This window comes from Lihuaxuella thermophila (assembly GCF_900110165.1).
Lineage (GTDB): Bacteria > Bacillota > Bacilli > Thermoactinomycetales > Thermoactinomycetaceae > Lihuaxuella > Lihuaxuella thermophila.
Genome location: NZ_FOCQ01000006.1, coordinates 146026 through 160738, shown reverse-complemented (window position 1 = coordinate 160738; position 14713 = coordinate 146026). Strand labels below are relative to the sequence as shown.

Sequence of the window (14713 nt, the reverse complement as noted above, 5' to 3'; positions counted from 1 at the left end):
ACTTACGACTCGCCCCGCCGTTTTTCATTTCGCGAGAGATGTCTCAAACGAATGCACCTCATTAAGAGGATTGAAACAATATAGGCAATTGCGATTACTTCCACCGATCCGTCGTCTCAAACGAATGCACCTCATTAAGAGGATTGAAACCATCGTCGCAGTAAAGATCGGGTAAGTTTCCGCGGTTGTCTCAAACGAATGCACCTCATTAAGAGGATTGAAACCCCCTTTTTCTTTTCTAACCCTACCCTTACCCTTACAGAGTCTCAAACGAATGCACCTCATTAAGAGGATTGAAACATAGAAAGAAGGGAAATTATGAGAAAGCAGAAAATCACCTTCACGTCTCAAACGAATGCACCTCATTAAGAGGATTGAAACTATTAGCGTCTATGTGCAAATACGCGGGTTCCGAACGTCTCAAACGAATGCACCTCATTAAGAGGATTGAAACTTTAATCCCGGATACTTTGCCGTCGGTCTATACTCGTCTCAAACGAATGCACCTCATTAAGAGGATTGAAACGAAGCACGTAGGATGCTAGATCCTAAATTCCAAAAAGTCTCAAACGAATGCACCTCATTAAGAGGATTGAAACTGCCGGTCTGGTTCGCAAGTCCAATGTCGCGTCCCATAGTGTCTCAAACGAATGCACCTCATTAAGAGGATTGAAACGAGACTGGTTTTTATTTTTCATCTTCATCAATCGCGTCTCAAACGAATGCACCTCATTAAGAGGATTGAAACAGACGACCGTATCCTTTTTGGTTCCGGTTTTCGAGAGTCTCAAACGAATGCACCTCATTAAGAGGATTGAAACCAGATATATTAACGAGATTAAATTAACGCAGGATCACGTCTCAAACGAATGCACCTCATTAAGAGGATTGAAACCGGGAAACATGGGAGAACGTTGTCACCGTTTGGGCGGTCTCAAACGAATGCACCTCATTAAGAGGATTGAAACGTAGTAGTTTATCGGTTGGACCGGTTAACCAGATCGTGTCTCAAACGAATGCACCTCATTAAGAGGATTGAAACAGGTTAACGGCAACGAACGAAAGGGGAAATGGTAAGTGTCTCAAACGAATGCACCTCATTAAGAGGATTGAAACATCCCCCATTGTTCAAAATAACTTGGCATCGTTAATACCGTCTCAAACGAATGCACCTCATTAAGAGGATTGAAACCTCGATGCGGTTCCTCTATCTCTGGACAGATCGACAGGGTCTCAAACGAATGCACCTCATTAAGAGGATTGAAACAGCTCTGCGATCCGAACGAGGTAGGGCTCCATCACGGTCTCAAACGAATGCACCTCATTAAGAGGATTGAAACTGCGCTTTCCATCTTCTCTTCCATCTGGTCAAGCCTGGCGTCTCAAACGAATGCACCTCATTAAGAGGATTGAAACGCCCATCGTTTTGAAAATCCGGATACCGGATCACCTGTCTCAAACGAATGCACCTCATTAAGAGGATTGAAACGTCTCGGAGATAGCCGAAGGGTGGCTTTTTGCCGGTGTCTCAAACGAATGCACCTCATTAAGAGGATTGAAACTATATTGTCGGAAGAGAATACCTTCCGGCTGGCAAGTCTCAAACGAATGCACCTCATTAAGAGGATTGAAACCGTTCGGAAACCAGACCTTTCAAGGTGGCCGATGTTGTCTCAAACGAATGCACCTCATTAAGAGGATTGTTTTACACATCCGCTCCAACTATCTGCCGGACCTTAGGAAAAATGTCAATCTATGCCCTTAATAAGATGACAATGGTGAACAGGGATTCTTGGAGATTTATGAAGGACAGGTGGTCTTAATAAACGAAAACATCCTAATAAAAAATTCTTTTCGAAAGGAACCACGCAATGAAAAAGCAAGCCCGTGTTGAACGATTGTTTGACATGATTGCCCGTTTGCTGGTTGATCCCGGCCCGCATTCGATCAAGGAAACGGCTCAACGTTACGGAGTGAGTGAGAGACAAATTCGAAAAGATATAGATGTTCTGATTAAGCTTTTAAATGAACCGAATCAAAAAGAGTACATCATAAAAAAACACGGTAAATATGAGGGCAACTTTTCGCGCAGTCTGGCAAGTCTCAACTCCGAAGTGAGACTTTATCTTTTTTTGGCATTAAAACAAGTGGAACCATTGCTTCAGAATGCAAGAGCATACGAGTCATTATTTAAGCATGCGTGTTCGGTATTATCGGAGAATGATGTCAAGTGTCTAAAAGAATGGTCAAGATTTTACCATATCAGCCGGTTTGGTTATCCTAAAAAGCGTTCTCATTTCTATCAATCATTGCATGAAGTGTTTGATGCCATTTTGTTAAGCCAGGTGATCCGATTCACACATAAGAACCAAGTGAAGTACTTAGACCCCTTTATGGTGTATTATACGAAAAGCGTATTTTACATCATCGGGAACCCTTTGTATGAACCAGATTTGGAAAATAATAAGGTTCAACTCCGGCATTACCGACTTGACCGGTTGCAGGAATTAAGGAGGTTAGTTCAATTCCGGTCACCGCTGGAAAAAGAAGGGAAATATCATGAAGTTTTAAGCTTTAAGGAAGAGCAGGCGAAAGTTTATTTGGCTCAAATGTTGGAAGCAGAATCCTATCAAGGACGAAAAGATTACAGATTATATATATTGGACGAAAAAGTATTTGAACGGATCTCCGAAAAAGAATGGCATCGAAATCAGCAAATTACACCGATTCGTAAAAAGATGAACGGCAAATATGTTTACGGTGAAATTCGAATTCCCAGAATCGCCAGCCCTACAGAATTAAAAGAATGGGTTTTAAGATGGGGGAGCGCGATGGAAGTGGTCGAGCCGATTGAATTTAAAAAGGAAATCGAGCAGGAAGTTAAATTGTTATATGAACGAATATATAAGATCGGCCCTTGGAAGTAGTCGGATTGATCCGTTGCTTGAATTTGTAAATCGGAACATCTGGGAGTTCCGATTTTTCTTTTTTAAACATTTACACTGGTTGATCATTGCTTCGATCATTCAGATAATGTTCTCAGGAGGTGAGACGAGATGGAAATCAGAGAGTTTGCTGATCAATTGCTGCTCCGATTTGCTCAGCTGCAGTTTCAGGGGGTCCGCGTGGCGGATGGAATTGCCAAATCATTCAACTATAATCCAGAGCGGAATTTGTTGGATCAATCCATGTGGGATCACATACGGTCAGGTGTGGAAGCCTTTTTGTCTCTGTACGAATTGCTGGAAAAGTACAGGCTCCCCCTGGTTGAAGAAGAGCTGAAAATAGGTCTGGTGGGTTTTGTTTTGCATGATTTGCATAAAGCCGCATCAATGGAAAAAAAGGGATCCAGCGAATACGGTTTATCCCTGCAGGACTTGGAACAAATCGGAAAAATGCTGTGTGAAGATCTCGATATTTCCCCGCCGCCGGCCGAGTTTTTACGAGTGGCAGAAGTATCTTCTTTTTCCAACAAACTGGGTGATTTCAGTTCGCTGTCGGATGAATATAGGTGGACGCATATTTATCACTGGGTGAAGCTCATGGATCGAACGGCTTCTATCACAAGCATTGCCGAGTGCCTGGAGGGGCGCACGGTACATAATTTGCACCATTTGCTGCAACAGCTTCTCCCCCCGAAACTGACAGGCGAGATGAGACTGGAGTTTCACCAACTGCAAGAAATACGCGGTATGCTCACCACTCAGCTGCATAATGGCATGGCTATCATCATGAAGAAAAAAAGCTTCTATCCATGGCTGAGGTTTGGTGACGGGACCCTTTACCTGGCGTTTGAGGCGGATCAGCTTCCTGACAAGGCCGGGCTGATGGATGAGCTGATCGAGCTGTTTTTCCAGTCTATCAACAGCAAAGCAAATGAAGTGGATTCTGAAACGCTTTTTGACCGTTCCACTTTTAAATGCCAGACGCTTGCATTTATGCTTTATTCCAAACCTGAAGATTTTGCCCGGTTGTTTCACCGGCTTTTTCTTAAAGCTTCATCCTCTGGCAAAACGTTTCCCGACGATAAGTTTGATCAGGGAAAGCTGCCTGCCTACGGGGTGAACGATTTAGAATCCCTGTACCGGAAAATGAGGGTCCAAAATCCGCTCGATGAAGATCTCAGGGAAAAGTGGTTTTATACAGCCAGATATTTTGCCGCGCTACAGCGTTTGATCCAGAGATTGGAAAATGTGAATGGAGCGGAAGCCATCACGGCATTAGCTGAACATTTGGGTTTATCGGTGACGGATATCCTCGAAGCCGTTCCCCAATCCATCCAAAGCAACAACCGCAGATTTGACGAAGCGATCTGGCTGGCTTACCGTTATTTAGATTCTGTAACCATTGATGACAAGCCTGTTGCCCATTTTTCCATCGAAGATCTTCGTATAGCAGTGAAAAAAATAGCGGTTGCCTTTCTTAATAAAAAAGTGAGCCTTGAGCGCTCGATTGAAATTGTGGACAAAGAAATGAAATTCCGCCAGGAACTTGTGAACTATTTCAATGAACAACTGGTTCTCTCCTGGGAAAAAAACCGGCATTTGAATTGGATCAACGATAAGGAGCTGCTCAAAAAGAAATCTCGCAGCCAGAAGAATATTTGCAATCTATGCAATCGTCAAATTGAATCGGGTACGGACCAGAAAGTCAGAGCTCCGGTCATACAAGATGATGTACAGGTTTTCAGCAACCGGCTTTTGCCCAAGGAAAAAAACGTTTCGGCATTACACTGGTGCGGGATCTGCGCTTTTGAATACATTTTGCGACAGGTTTTTGGAATGAGCAGTTTGGGGGAGAAAAATTTATCGCGCCGCATCTATCTGTTTGCCGTTCCCTCTTTTCAATTGACAGATGAGTCTCTGGTATACCTTCATGAGGAATTAAGCCATTTCTATGCTACCATTCAGGTTCACTTCAGAAAAGGAAGGACGACGTGGCAGGCTCCGTTTGTGGAAAAAAGGGATGTGCTGATCAGAGAACATATAAGGGAACACTTCAGGGTCTACAGCGAATATTTTCAGCTGGAGATGGCTGAGCGCGGCCGTCCCCCAAGTACAGGGGATTTGTTAAAAACGGGCATGCCCGGAAATGTGATGCTTTTTACCTATGATTGTTACAGTTCCTCTCTTGAACGGACACGGGAAGAAGCGTGGATGAAAGCGATCACCGCCGCCTTATCACTGAACAAATTATACGGATTCCGCATCATGGTGACAGAGAAGCCATTTCTATCTTTATCAGGTGTTCGCGATCTCCGCTATGTCATCCAATTGGATGCTCCTCCCTATAAAGTTGCGCAGTTGCTCGGTAAAGCGGAAGAGAGGGGAACCGTTGATTTTTCCATCCCGATCGAACAGGCAGATGACATGTTGTTTCGTCTTGCTTACTTGTGGGAAATTCACCGGACGGTTCATCCGATTGATTACAACAAGCCTACAGACAAAAGTATTTCCGAGATTTTGCACCAGCTCGAAGTCCATCCGCTCGCAGGGGCCCATTTTTTTAAACGCCATTTGACTGAAGATGCCTATGTTACTGAATCTTTCGTTCATTGCTGCCGGCAGATCAACGGATTTAAAGGAGGTTGCATGATGGGGCTTGCACGGGAAATTGCCTTGGCATCACTGACTCTTTATAAACCCAACACCAGCAGAGAAGGACGGGCTTTCCGATATGAGAACTTGTTCCGAATTGTTGTCAAAGGGATTAAAGAGGGGCGGGATAAGAGTGAGCTTCAAGGCTTAGTAATGAAAAGGCTGGAGCGGCTCATCGGCCAAGGCGGCGGATATGTACCGACTCCCATCGATTCGACAGCAATCGTTCAGTTGGTTGATTTGGTCTATGATGGTTTCTTTCAAAGGGTGTGCAAGGGCAGCTTAGCCAAACTGAATCAAAAAGAAAACCAACTGGCTGATGGCATCTATTTTGAAACTCATCTGGAAAGACAAAAAGAATTTCAAGAAAAAGAGAAAGTAACAGTCTGACAGGAGGAAACCGATATGAAAACGATTCGGGAAAGCTGGAAAGATTCTTTGGTGAAAAGTGTTTTTGACAAACATCTTCTTCAGGAAATACCCAATTCTCCGCAGCGTAATTACGCAAGTATTGTTGTGCTTCGCGAATTTTCTTCTACTGCTGTTTTGACGACAGAAGGACAAGTATTGGATGTGGAGCTCTTAAGAAGCGGGCACAAGCAACATCAGCTGATCTCACGTGTCGTGTTGCAAAAGCGAAAACAGATCGCCCCTGAACGGCGTACCGGAAGGGCATATAACCGGCAGCTGGGATGGGGGGAAAAATGTTCCTACATGAATCAGATGTGCGGAAAATGCCCGGATTGCCTGATTTACGGCTATGCTGCCACCACCGGTGAGGGAGCGCAGCGCTCACGGGTTTTGACAGATTCCGGATTTGCCATTCGTTCCTATGAAGTCATGCAACGTTCCATCACACTCAATGCGATTCAGGATACGACAAAGGGAGGAGTTGCGGGAAGCGCGTTTGCCGAGCGGGAGCATATCCGTCCACAAGTGTTCTTTCCAACCATCGAAACAGCCGTAGATGTAACTCCTAGCGAACTGGTGTATATTCTGCGCAACATTCTGACCACCTCCCGGTACGGAGCGGAAAGCAACCGTCAGGGCTATGTGGAAAACCATGTTGTGGCCTTCATCTTTGGAAATTCCGAGCTTTGCTCCAACCTGTCTTTAACACAAAGGGTTTATGACCGTTTATTCGAACAGAAAAACGAACAAATCCATGAGCTTCCTCTGGATCGTCTCGAAGTGGAAGAAGCTGTGCAAAGCGTATTGTGTGAGCTGGTTGAAGAATCTTATCTCCCCGCTCACTTGTATACCGGAGATGAATTGCAATCCCTGCTTTCCAGCCTTCGCCAACTGTGGCGCAGTGAGGAGGGAAAGAAAGAATGGCTAGAGCAGCTGGAAAAAGATCATCAAACGTATCTGAAAAACCGTTCCAAGTAATCGAAAAAAATTATGCTTACCGTGTACGGATTGAACTGGAAGATTATTTGTTCTTCTCCAGCATGGAAAAGGGGAAGGTCGCAGAGACCGCTCCCCTGATCCATAACTACGCTTTGGCTTATGCCATGGCGTGGGCGAATTCTTTCTATTATCATGAAGCGCAGGCTCCGGCTTATCAGCGCGAACTTCATCCGTTAAACGCTCAGGGCAATTACGTTTATCCGGCTGTTCCCGTTCATGTGACACATCGTGTGATGCAGTATAACACCACAGATGAATCTTTGCTGATGACCCGGGCACAAAGCATGGGCATTCCCAACTGGGGATTTATTAAATGTATCCGGCCCGGTTCCGTTTTTGAAACTTTTGTACTGACTCAAGAGCCCGTTCTCCTTCCTTCGCGCATTCGTCTGGGTAAGTGGATGAGTCAAGCGACGCTCAAGGTGGAGGAAGTGTCGTTAACAAAAGCTAAAAGACGGCATTGTCCTCATATGGTGAATATCCGTGACCTTTCTCGCCTGCCTTATTATTTTTCGGCCATGTACAACGTATTGCCCACCAGGCTCATTCAAGGGGCCGAATGGGAGGAGGATATCGATGGATATCAAGTTTATGATTTGGCTGGAGATCGAAAAGAAACAATCTTTTTGCCTGAAGCGGCATTCTGGCGGGGATAGACCATGATCCGGGTGAAAGAAGAGAAGGCGTTTACTTACGATATACCGTTTGCAGGAAAAATCAAGCCTTATGCCCATCAAGCTGTTCAGCTTCAATTGGTGGAACAAGTATTGAAGGAAAAGAAAAAGGTGGTCATCTGGAATGAAGCGATGACGGGGGCGGGGAAAACTCTGGCCAATTACAGTTATCTGATCCATGATCCAGCCCAAAAAGCTCTCGGTGTCTATCCGGTGAACGAACTGGTCAAAGATCAATTTGTTTCCATCAAAAACAGCCTGCCCCTGACTGAGTGGGATGAAGTGGCTCTCTGGACAGCGGAAGAGTTGAAAAAAACCCGTCAAGCGGGGGAAAGCAAGATCGAACAACTAAAGAGGCTGATGAGCCCTTATCACCGGGCCATTTTGTCCAACCCTGATCATCTCATGTTGATCGCCCAGGAGAGATTATATTCTTTTAAAAAAGGGGAAAGAGCATCGTTATTTTATCAGTTGGCGGAATATACCCTTCAGATTTTTGATGAATTTCACTTGTACGATATCGCCCAGGTTAATTTTCTCGTGCAGTGGATGGCATTACTGGCCGCCGCATCGCCCAATAAACCCTATGCGTTTCTTTTATCTTCCGCTACGCCGAGACAGGAGTTTTTCAGGCTGACAAGAGGTTTAGAGCTTGAGATTTGGAATGTTCAGGAGAAGATAGCGGAGTGGCTGGAAGAAGGGAAGCCGACAGTATATAATGAGCGGACATTTCTCGAATCTCTACAGCTTACCCTTAAACCAAGCCTTCTTCACAACTGGAGAACAGGTGAAGAGATTTTAAATGATTGGGATGAAGTAGAAGCTTATTTAAGCCAGTTCCCTCATGCGAAAGGTTTAATTATCCTGGATTCCATCCATGATGCGCAGATGCTGGCAAAAGCTTTAAGAGAGCAAGGCTATGAAGTGGGAGAAGTACACGGCCTGTCAGATCGCAAACATAGCCGGGAGGCACTGGCAAAGCAAATTACCGTGGCTACATCAACGGTTGAGGTCGGAGTAGATTTTCAAGGGGATATTCATAAAGATTTTCTCCTTTTCGAAGCGCGCAATGCTGGGAGCTTCATGCAAAGACTGGGGAGGATTGGCCGGGGTTCCCGTCACCAACCGGATCCCCCGCTTTATGTGTGGGCATACGTCCCTTCTTATGTGGCAGAGAGGCTGAAGGAACAGGCCGGGGCGGAGATTACGCGCCAAGAGTTGCAACGAATCGTGAGTGATTCTTATCAGTATTATCAGGACTTTTTTCCTTATATCCATAAAGTGGGAGGAATGAACCTGATCCACAGCTATTACCTGCTGAAGAATCATCACATTGAGAAAGAGGAAAATCCGATTCTGGACAATATCAAGCAAGCTGTTGAGGTCATGTATGACGAAGGGTTTGCGGAACAGAACAGACGTTATCATCAATGGAAAAAGGCAAAAATCTTGGAGCCTGTCATCAGCTTTCGGGGGCAAAATACGCTGGAACGTCATCTGTTCCGCCCATATGAAGGGAATCAGGCCAAGGAGGAGCCGGAAACTTTTTATCCGGATCTCTGGTTTTGGGATGAGACATCACCCGGGATGCCGCTGAAAAAATATGACTATCTGTTTGTCCTGCGCCGGAGACATGTTCGCTTCGTCACGAAAGAAGAGATCCTGGAGCGAGTGAACCGTCATTTCTCCGGAGCAGAAAGAGAGGATTATATTGAAGCGTTAAAAAATGACTATGTATTAGGTTACGCCATTGCAATGGGGATTCGCGAAAAGCCGGCCAAGTTATATTGGAAACTCCCGTTAACGGCTGGAAGGCTCATGGGACAGGTGACCCGCGTGGAGCGATTATTCCTGCAATCCACTGACCCGGCATTAAACGAACAATTATCCGACCTCTTTCAATTTCCGAATAAAAAATCCTGGATTGTCTTCATGGTAAATCGTTCTGTCGGTGAACTCACCGATACATTCCGCCTTCCCCCCATGTTTCGTCTCCATTCAGCAAAAACCAGGGAAGGTGCGGATTGGAGCATCGCATTTAATTCTGAAGCCTTTCAATTGTGGAGCATATGGGAGAGAGTAAAAAGCGAGGTGCTGTAAGCTTGGAACCGATGGTAGAGGGTCATGCCATCAACACATATGTCTTTTGTCCGCGGCGCTGTTACTACGAGTATGTGGAAAAGGTTTTTTATCATAATGTTTATACCATTCACGGGAAATTGCTTCATGAACATGTAGATCAATCCGGCCGGGAAAAAAGAGGGGAACGCCATCTTTACCGTTCCCTTTATCTTTCCTCTGAGAGACTGGGTCTTACGCTTCGCTGTGATCTCGTGGAAGAGGACCAAGGCAATCTTTATCCGGTCGAATATAAAAGAAGTCGTCAGGCGGATTGGGAAAATAATCAGTTGCAACTGTGCGCACAAGGACTCGTACTGGAAGAATATTTGCGCAGACCTGTCCCTTTTGGCTATCTGTTTTTTTACGGGTCATTTCAAAGAAAACGGGTTGAATTTTCCGAGACTTTAAGAAAAAGAACAACAGAAGTGATAGAAGAAATACGCCAGCTTTATGAGAGAGAAGCTCCGCCCGCCGGGATTGATGATTGGAATAAGTGTAAAAAATGCAGCATGGTTGATTACTGTTTGCCGTTGGAAAGAAGGAAGCTGAAGGGGAAAGTGTTATGGGAACGTTTTATTTAACAGAGCCCTACTGCTTTATTCGCAAAGAATCTGAAAGACTGAAAATCTATAAAGAAAGATCTTTGGTCAAAGAAATCAGGGTGAATGATTTTTCCCGGATTTATATCCACGACTCTTCCACCTTGACCACGGATGCTTTACTTTTATTGGCCGAGAAGGGAGTCGATGTTGTTTACTTTTCCGGGAACCGTATGGTCGGCCGATTTATCGGTACGGAAAATAAGAATGTTCGCCTCAGAATCGCCCAGATCGAAGCCCATTTGTCAGAAGAAAAAAGTTTGCAGATCGCGCGTCATTTTGTGCTGGCCAAACTGAAAAATACGAGAACAAGTTTACAGCGTTTTGCGCGACGACGGGAACTGGACTTGGAATCTACCGTTCATTATTTGAAACAATCGATGGAACAGTGTTTGAAGGCGGAAAATTTGGAAGAGCTCCGGGGAATTGAGGGGATGGCGGCGAAAAAATACTTTGAAATCTTTCCCGGACTCATACAAAAAAGCGGCTTTTCGTTTCAAGGAAGAAGCAGGCGACCTGCGAAGGATGCCGTCAATGCATTGTTAAACTACGGATATGCTTTGCTCCGTGCGGAAATTACAGGTTCTCTTTTTGCGGCCGGCCTTGATCCGTACATCGGCTTTCTTCATCGGGAAAGGTATGGGCGCGAATCGCTGGCACTTGATTTGATGGAAGAGTTCCGCTCTATTTTGGTGGATAATCTTGTTGTCAAGTTAATCAATCAAGGAGTGATTAAGCCAAACGATTTCGATGATATGCACGGGGAACCCCGGTTGAAAGACCACGCCCGGAAGCGGTATTTGCAGGAATTTGACCAGCGCCGCAAAGATGAAGTGACGCATGAATTGCTGCAACGAAAGATGTCCTACCGAGAGATCATCCACAAACAGGCCATTTTGTTAGGCAAGTTCTTAAAGAATGAAACCGAAGATTATTATCCGTTTTTAGTAAAATAAAGCGGGGGTTCCGGCATGAAGCGGGTCGTCAGTTATGATATCGTCGATGATCGCAGAAGAAATAAAGTGTTTAAACTGTTGAAAGATTATGGTCAGTGGATTCAATACTCCGTGTTTGAAGTAGATTGTGATGAAAAAGATTGGCTAATGTTGGAATTTCGGCTTGCTGCTCTGCTCGGCAAGGAAGATTCATTGTGTGTTTATACTTTGTGCCGGTCATGCAGCCGCAAAGTTTCTTATAAAGGAGAATTACGCTACCGTTTGCAAGAGCAGCAGAACAATATTTTATAGGGAGGACAAAAATGTTCCGATTGAATTTGGTCGTTCGATCCGATTCAAAATTTGGCGGTCCCGGAATTATCACCAGAAGGTTGCATGCGTATATTTTAAAGACCATACAACAAGAAAACCCTCAACTCTCCCAACTCATTCATGACCGCAAGGATCGACAGCTTTTTTCCACCTGTCTCAGCCAGGATGGAATTACGATCCATTCACCAAGTAAAGAGGTCATTCAATGTTTACAACAAAGGTTCGTCTTTAACGATCGGATCGACCTGGTCGATTGGAGCGGGACCATTCAAGAGATTCACTCTCAATTCTTCTCAACAGATGAAGTGTTAAAAAGATTTACGAATAAGTTTACGTTTTACTTTTTAACTCCTGCCACATTTTATCAGTATGGCCATTATTATCCTTTACCCGAGTTCAACCGGTTGTTCTCCAGTGCGGGCAAAGTGTTGGAGATGTGTGAAAATCTGGTTGTTTCCCCCGCGGAAATAGAGGATTTTGCCCGGAAAGTGAGGGTGGAGCACGCCTCTATTAGCACCAAACGGGTTGATTTCGGCAAATTTAAAGTGATTGGCTTTACCGGAACACTGACGATCAACCTCAAAGCGCTGCCTGCCCATGAACAGCACCTAGTATGGAAACTCTCTGTATACGGCTCCATGATGGGGTTTGGCTATAAAACCGCCTGGGGATTGGGGCAAACCAGACTGGAACCGTTTGCCCCAATTCTGGTTTCCGAACACCCATAGCTTCGGCTCAGACCCGGGGGGTGTTCGGAAACCGGGAAAATCCACTAAAGATAAGCGGTTTGACGATTTTGAGACGAACTGAAGGAGGGATTTTTAATGAAAAAACATGTGCTAAAATGGAGGTGTTCGGAAATGAATGTCGAAAGCCTTCCTTATCAAGGGATTTGACACCCGCCGTCTCAAACGAATGCACCTCATTAAGAGGATTGAAACTCATTAAGTTTAAATACAGTTCGTTTAGGAAGTCCGCCGTCTCAAACGAATGCACCTCATTAAGAGGATTGAAACTTTTTGCGTAGCGTCCAGCGTGAGAACCCACTTGCGTCTCAAACGAATGCACCTCATTAAGAGGATTGAAACTTGTCCGTGAGGCCATTGAGGGGTGATGACGATGGCCGTCTCAAACGAATGCACCTCATTAAGAGGATTGAAACGTGAAATATACGTCCATGAGATGGACACAGAAGACAGTCTCAAACGAATGCACCTCATTAAGAGGATTGAAACTGGTAGATGCAGCCGTAAACGCCGCAAAAAATGCGGTGGTCTCAAACGAATGCACCTCATTAAGAGGATTGAAACAATATACTAAAAGTAAATCAAGATCACGAACCGCGAAGTCTCAAACGAATGCACCTCATTAAGAGGATTGAAACGTACTGAGTCTCGAGTACCTTTTGCGGTACGCCGAGTGTCTCAAACGAATGCACCTCATTAAGAGGATTGAAACTGGTCCAGGCTAGCGACAGAGCTTTTACTTTCATGTCTCAAACGAATGCACCTCATTAAGAGGATTGAAACCGTACTCGCGCTGATGATCAGTCGCCGCCTTCTCGGTCTCAAACGAATGCACCTCATTAAGAGGATTGAAACCCGTATCGACCGCTCCGAGGACGACATTCTCTATTGTCTCAAACGAATGCACCTCATTAAGAGGATTGAAACAGCTTGACGATTCTTCCCTCGTGAAAGCGGCAGGCGTCTCAAACGAATGCACCTCATTAAGAGGATTGAAACCTTCCAACGAGTTAGCTGCCTCGATTCGTATAGGAGTCTCAAACGAATGCACCTCATTAAGAGGATTGAAACTTTTCTTGCCGGTTTCCCACTCACCAACAGTTGATGTCTCAAACGAATGCACCTCATTAAGAGGATTGAAACTTTTGAGGATACGCTAACAGAACGGCTAGAGCACGGGTCTCAAACGAATGCACCTCATTAAGAGGATTGAAACGACCACAAAGGGCAACGGTTTAGCCTATTCGGGACGTCTCAAACGAATGCACCTCATTAAGAGGATTGAAACAGAAGAAGCGATAGAATCCGCTATGCAAGGCGCAACGTCTCAAACGAATGCACCTCATTAAGAGGATTGAAACAATAACTTGCGGCGTTTCTTCTTCCTCTTCCGGTTCGTCTCAAACGAATGCACCTCATTAAGAGGATTGAAACTGTTCGTCTTCATCAGCTACCAAGTGCGCCGGGTCGTCTCAAACGAATGCACCTCATTAAGAGGATTGAAACCATATCAGTCACAGGCTCTGGTGACGGTTTCGCTACCGTCTCAAACGAATGCACCTCATTAAGAGGATTGAAACTTTCCTGCGGTTCTTTCATGCTATAAAGACTGGTTGACGTCTCAAACGAATGCACCTCATTAAGAGGATTGAAACTACCGTTTTTACCCCACCGTTGCAACGCTTCTAAACGTCTCAAACGAATGCACCTCATTAAGAGGATTGAAACATTAACGATGAGCCGGATAAAACGTACTACGCAAGTCTCAAACGAATGCACCTCATTAAGAGGATTGAAACGTCAAAAACACGCGGTATTCGGGATATGGCCGCTTTTAGTCTCAAACGAATGCACCTCATTAAGAGGATTGAAACAGGTAATTCCGGGTTTAAAACGCCTACGGGTGTTTCGTCGTCTCAAACGAATGCACCTCATTAAGAGGATTGAAACTGCAGAATCAATTCCGGTTTAGCGATTGCCGGGAAGTCTCAAACGAATGCACCTCATTAAGAGGATTGAAACTGAATGACCGGAGGTAAGATACCTTTAATCCGCTCAAGTCTCAAACGAATGCACCTCATTAAGAGGATTGAAACCCGATTAAAATGATTGACCCACCGGAAGAACAAACAAAACGTCTCAAACGAATGCACCTCATTAAGAGGATTGAAACTAAGTGAAACCTTCCTCAATGATATTTTCCGTCAATACGGTCTCAAACGAATGCACCTCATTAAGAGGATTGAAACTCCACCGTGGCATGATCACAATGTCAGATTCAAGTGGGTCTCAAACGAA

General features: G+C 44.9%; 9 protein-coding genes and 2 CRISPR repeat arrays (2 of these 11 running past the window's edge). All 9 genes read left to right on the top strand.

Annotated elements, in window-relative coordinates:
• Positions 1-1707: direct repeats of the CRISPR family, unit length 37 nt; unit sequence GTCTCAAACGAATGCACCTCATTAAGAGGATTGAAAC; it reaches 617 nt to the left of the window's first position.
• A 164-nt stretch (positions 1708-1871) separates the two neighbouring features.
• The 9 genes from BMW55_RS08495 to cas6 all read left to right on the top strand — a co-directional run bounded on the left by BMW55_RS08495 (position 1872) and on the right by cas6 (position 12397).
• A complete protein-coding gene (locus BMW55_RS08495; RefSeq protein ID WP_089967305.1) occupies positions 1872-2927 on the top strand; it encodes a helix-turn-helix transcriptional regulator in 1056 nt (351 codons plus the stop codon).
• 129 nt (positions 2928-3056) lie between these two features.
• Complete coding sequence (gene cas10d, locus BMW55_RS08490; protein WP_089967302.1) at positions 3057-5987, top strand: type I-D CRISPR-associated protein Cas10d/Csc3; 2931 nt, start codon at positions 3057-3059, stop codon at positions 5985-5987.
• Between the two features lie 15 nt (positions 5988-6002).
• On the top strand, positions 6003-6986 hold the full coding sequence (gene cas7d, locus BMW55_RS08485; RefSeq protein ID WP_089967299.1) for a type I-D CRISPR-associated protein Cas7/Csc2: 984 nt from the start codon (positions 6003-6005) through the stop codon (positions 6984-6986).
• Entirely contained in the window at positions 6929-7663 is a 735-nt protein-coding gene (cas5d, locus tag BMW55_RS08480) for a type I-D CRISPR-associated protein Cas5/Csc1 (protein ID WP_089967296.1), read from the top strand. The genes cas7d and cas5d overlap by 58 nt, the downstream gene beginning before the upstream one ends.
• A 3-nt stretch (positions 7664-7666) precedes the next feature.
• Positions 7667-9781, top strand: coding sequence for a type I-D CRISPR-associated helicase Cas3' (cas3, locus tag BMW55_RS08475; protein WP_089967293.1), 2115 nt, complete (start codon positions 7667-7669; stop codon positions 9779-9781).
• Between the two features lie 11 nt (positions 9782-9792).
• Positions 9793-10383 (top strand): CRISPR-associated protein Cas4, encoded by a 591-nt coding sequence (gene cas4 / locus BMW55_RS08470; protein WP_244527506.1) that lies wholly within the window; start codon positions 9793-9795, stop codon positions 10381-10383.
• Positions 10365-11357, top strand: a complete 993-nt coding sequence (cas1, locus tag BMW55_RS08465; protein WP_089967287.1) for a CRISPR-associated endonuclease Cas1 — start codon at positions 10365-10367, stop codon at positions 11355-11357. The genes cas4 and cas1 overlap by 19 nt, the downstream gene beginning before the upstream one ends.
• Before the next feature lie 15 nt (positions 11358-11372).
• Positions 11373-11648, top strand: a complete 276-nt coding sequence (gene cas2 / locus BMW55_RS08460) for a CRISPR-associated endonuclease Cas2 (protein WP_089967285.1) — start codon at positions 11373-11375, stop codon at positions 11646-11648.
• An 11-nt stretch (positions 11649-11659) separates the two neighbouring features.
• Positions 11660-12397 carry a CRISPR system precrRNA processing endoribonuclease RAMP protein Cas6 gene (gene cas6, locus BMW55_RS08455; RefSeq protein WP_089967281.1) on the top strand — a complete coding sequence of 246 codons (738 nt, stop codon included), beginning with the start codon at positions 11660-11662 and terminating at the stop codon, positions 12395-12397.
• 176 nt (positions 12398-12573) lie between these two features.
• Positions 12574-14713: direct repeats of the CRISPR family, unit length 37 nt; unit sequence GTCTCAAACGAATGCACCTCATTAAGAGGATTGAAAC (it continues 470 nt past the right edge of the window).

Coding starts and splice junctions, on each gene's coding strand:
- cas5d (WP_089967296.1), top strand. CDS start 6,929: ATGGCTAGAGCAGCTGGAAAAAGATCATCAAACGTATCTGAAAAACCG.
- BMW55_RS08495 (WP_089967305.1), top strand. CDS start 1,872: ATGAAAAAGCAAGCCCGTGTTGAACGATTGTTTGACATGATTGCCCGT.
- cas3 (WP_089967293.1), top strand. CDS start 7,667: ATGATCCGGGTGAAAGAAGAGAAGGCGTTTACTTACGATATACCGTTT.
- cas4 (WP_244527506.1), top strand. CDS start 9,793: ATGGTAGAGGGTCATGCCATCAACACATATGTCTTTTGTCCGCGGCGC.
- cas10d (WP_089967302.1), top strand. CDS start 3,057: ATGGAAATCAGAGAGTTTGCTGATCAATTGCTGCTCCGATTTGCTCAG.
- cas1 (WP_089967287.1), top strand. CDS start 10,365: ATGGGAACGTTTTATTTAACAGAGCCCTACTGCTTTATTCGCAAAGAA.
- cas2 (WP_089967285.1), top strand. CDS start 11,373: ATGAAGCGGGTCGTCAGTTATGATATCGTCGATGATCGCAGAAGAAAT.
- cas6 (WP_089967281.1), top strand. CDS start 11,660: ATGTTCCGATTGAATTTGGTCGTTCGATCCGATTCAAAATTTGGCGGT.
- cas7d (WP_089967299.1), top strand. CDS start 6,003: ATGAAAACGATTCGGGAAAGCTGGAAAGATTCTTTGGTGAAAAGTGTT.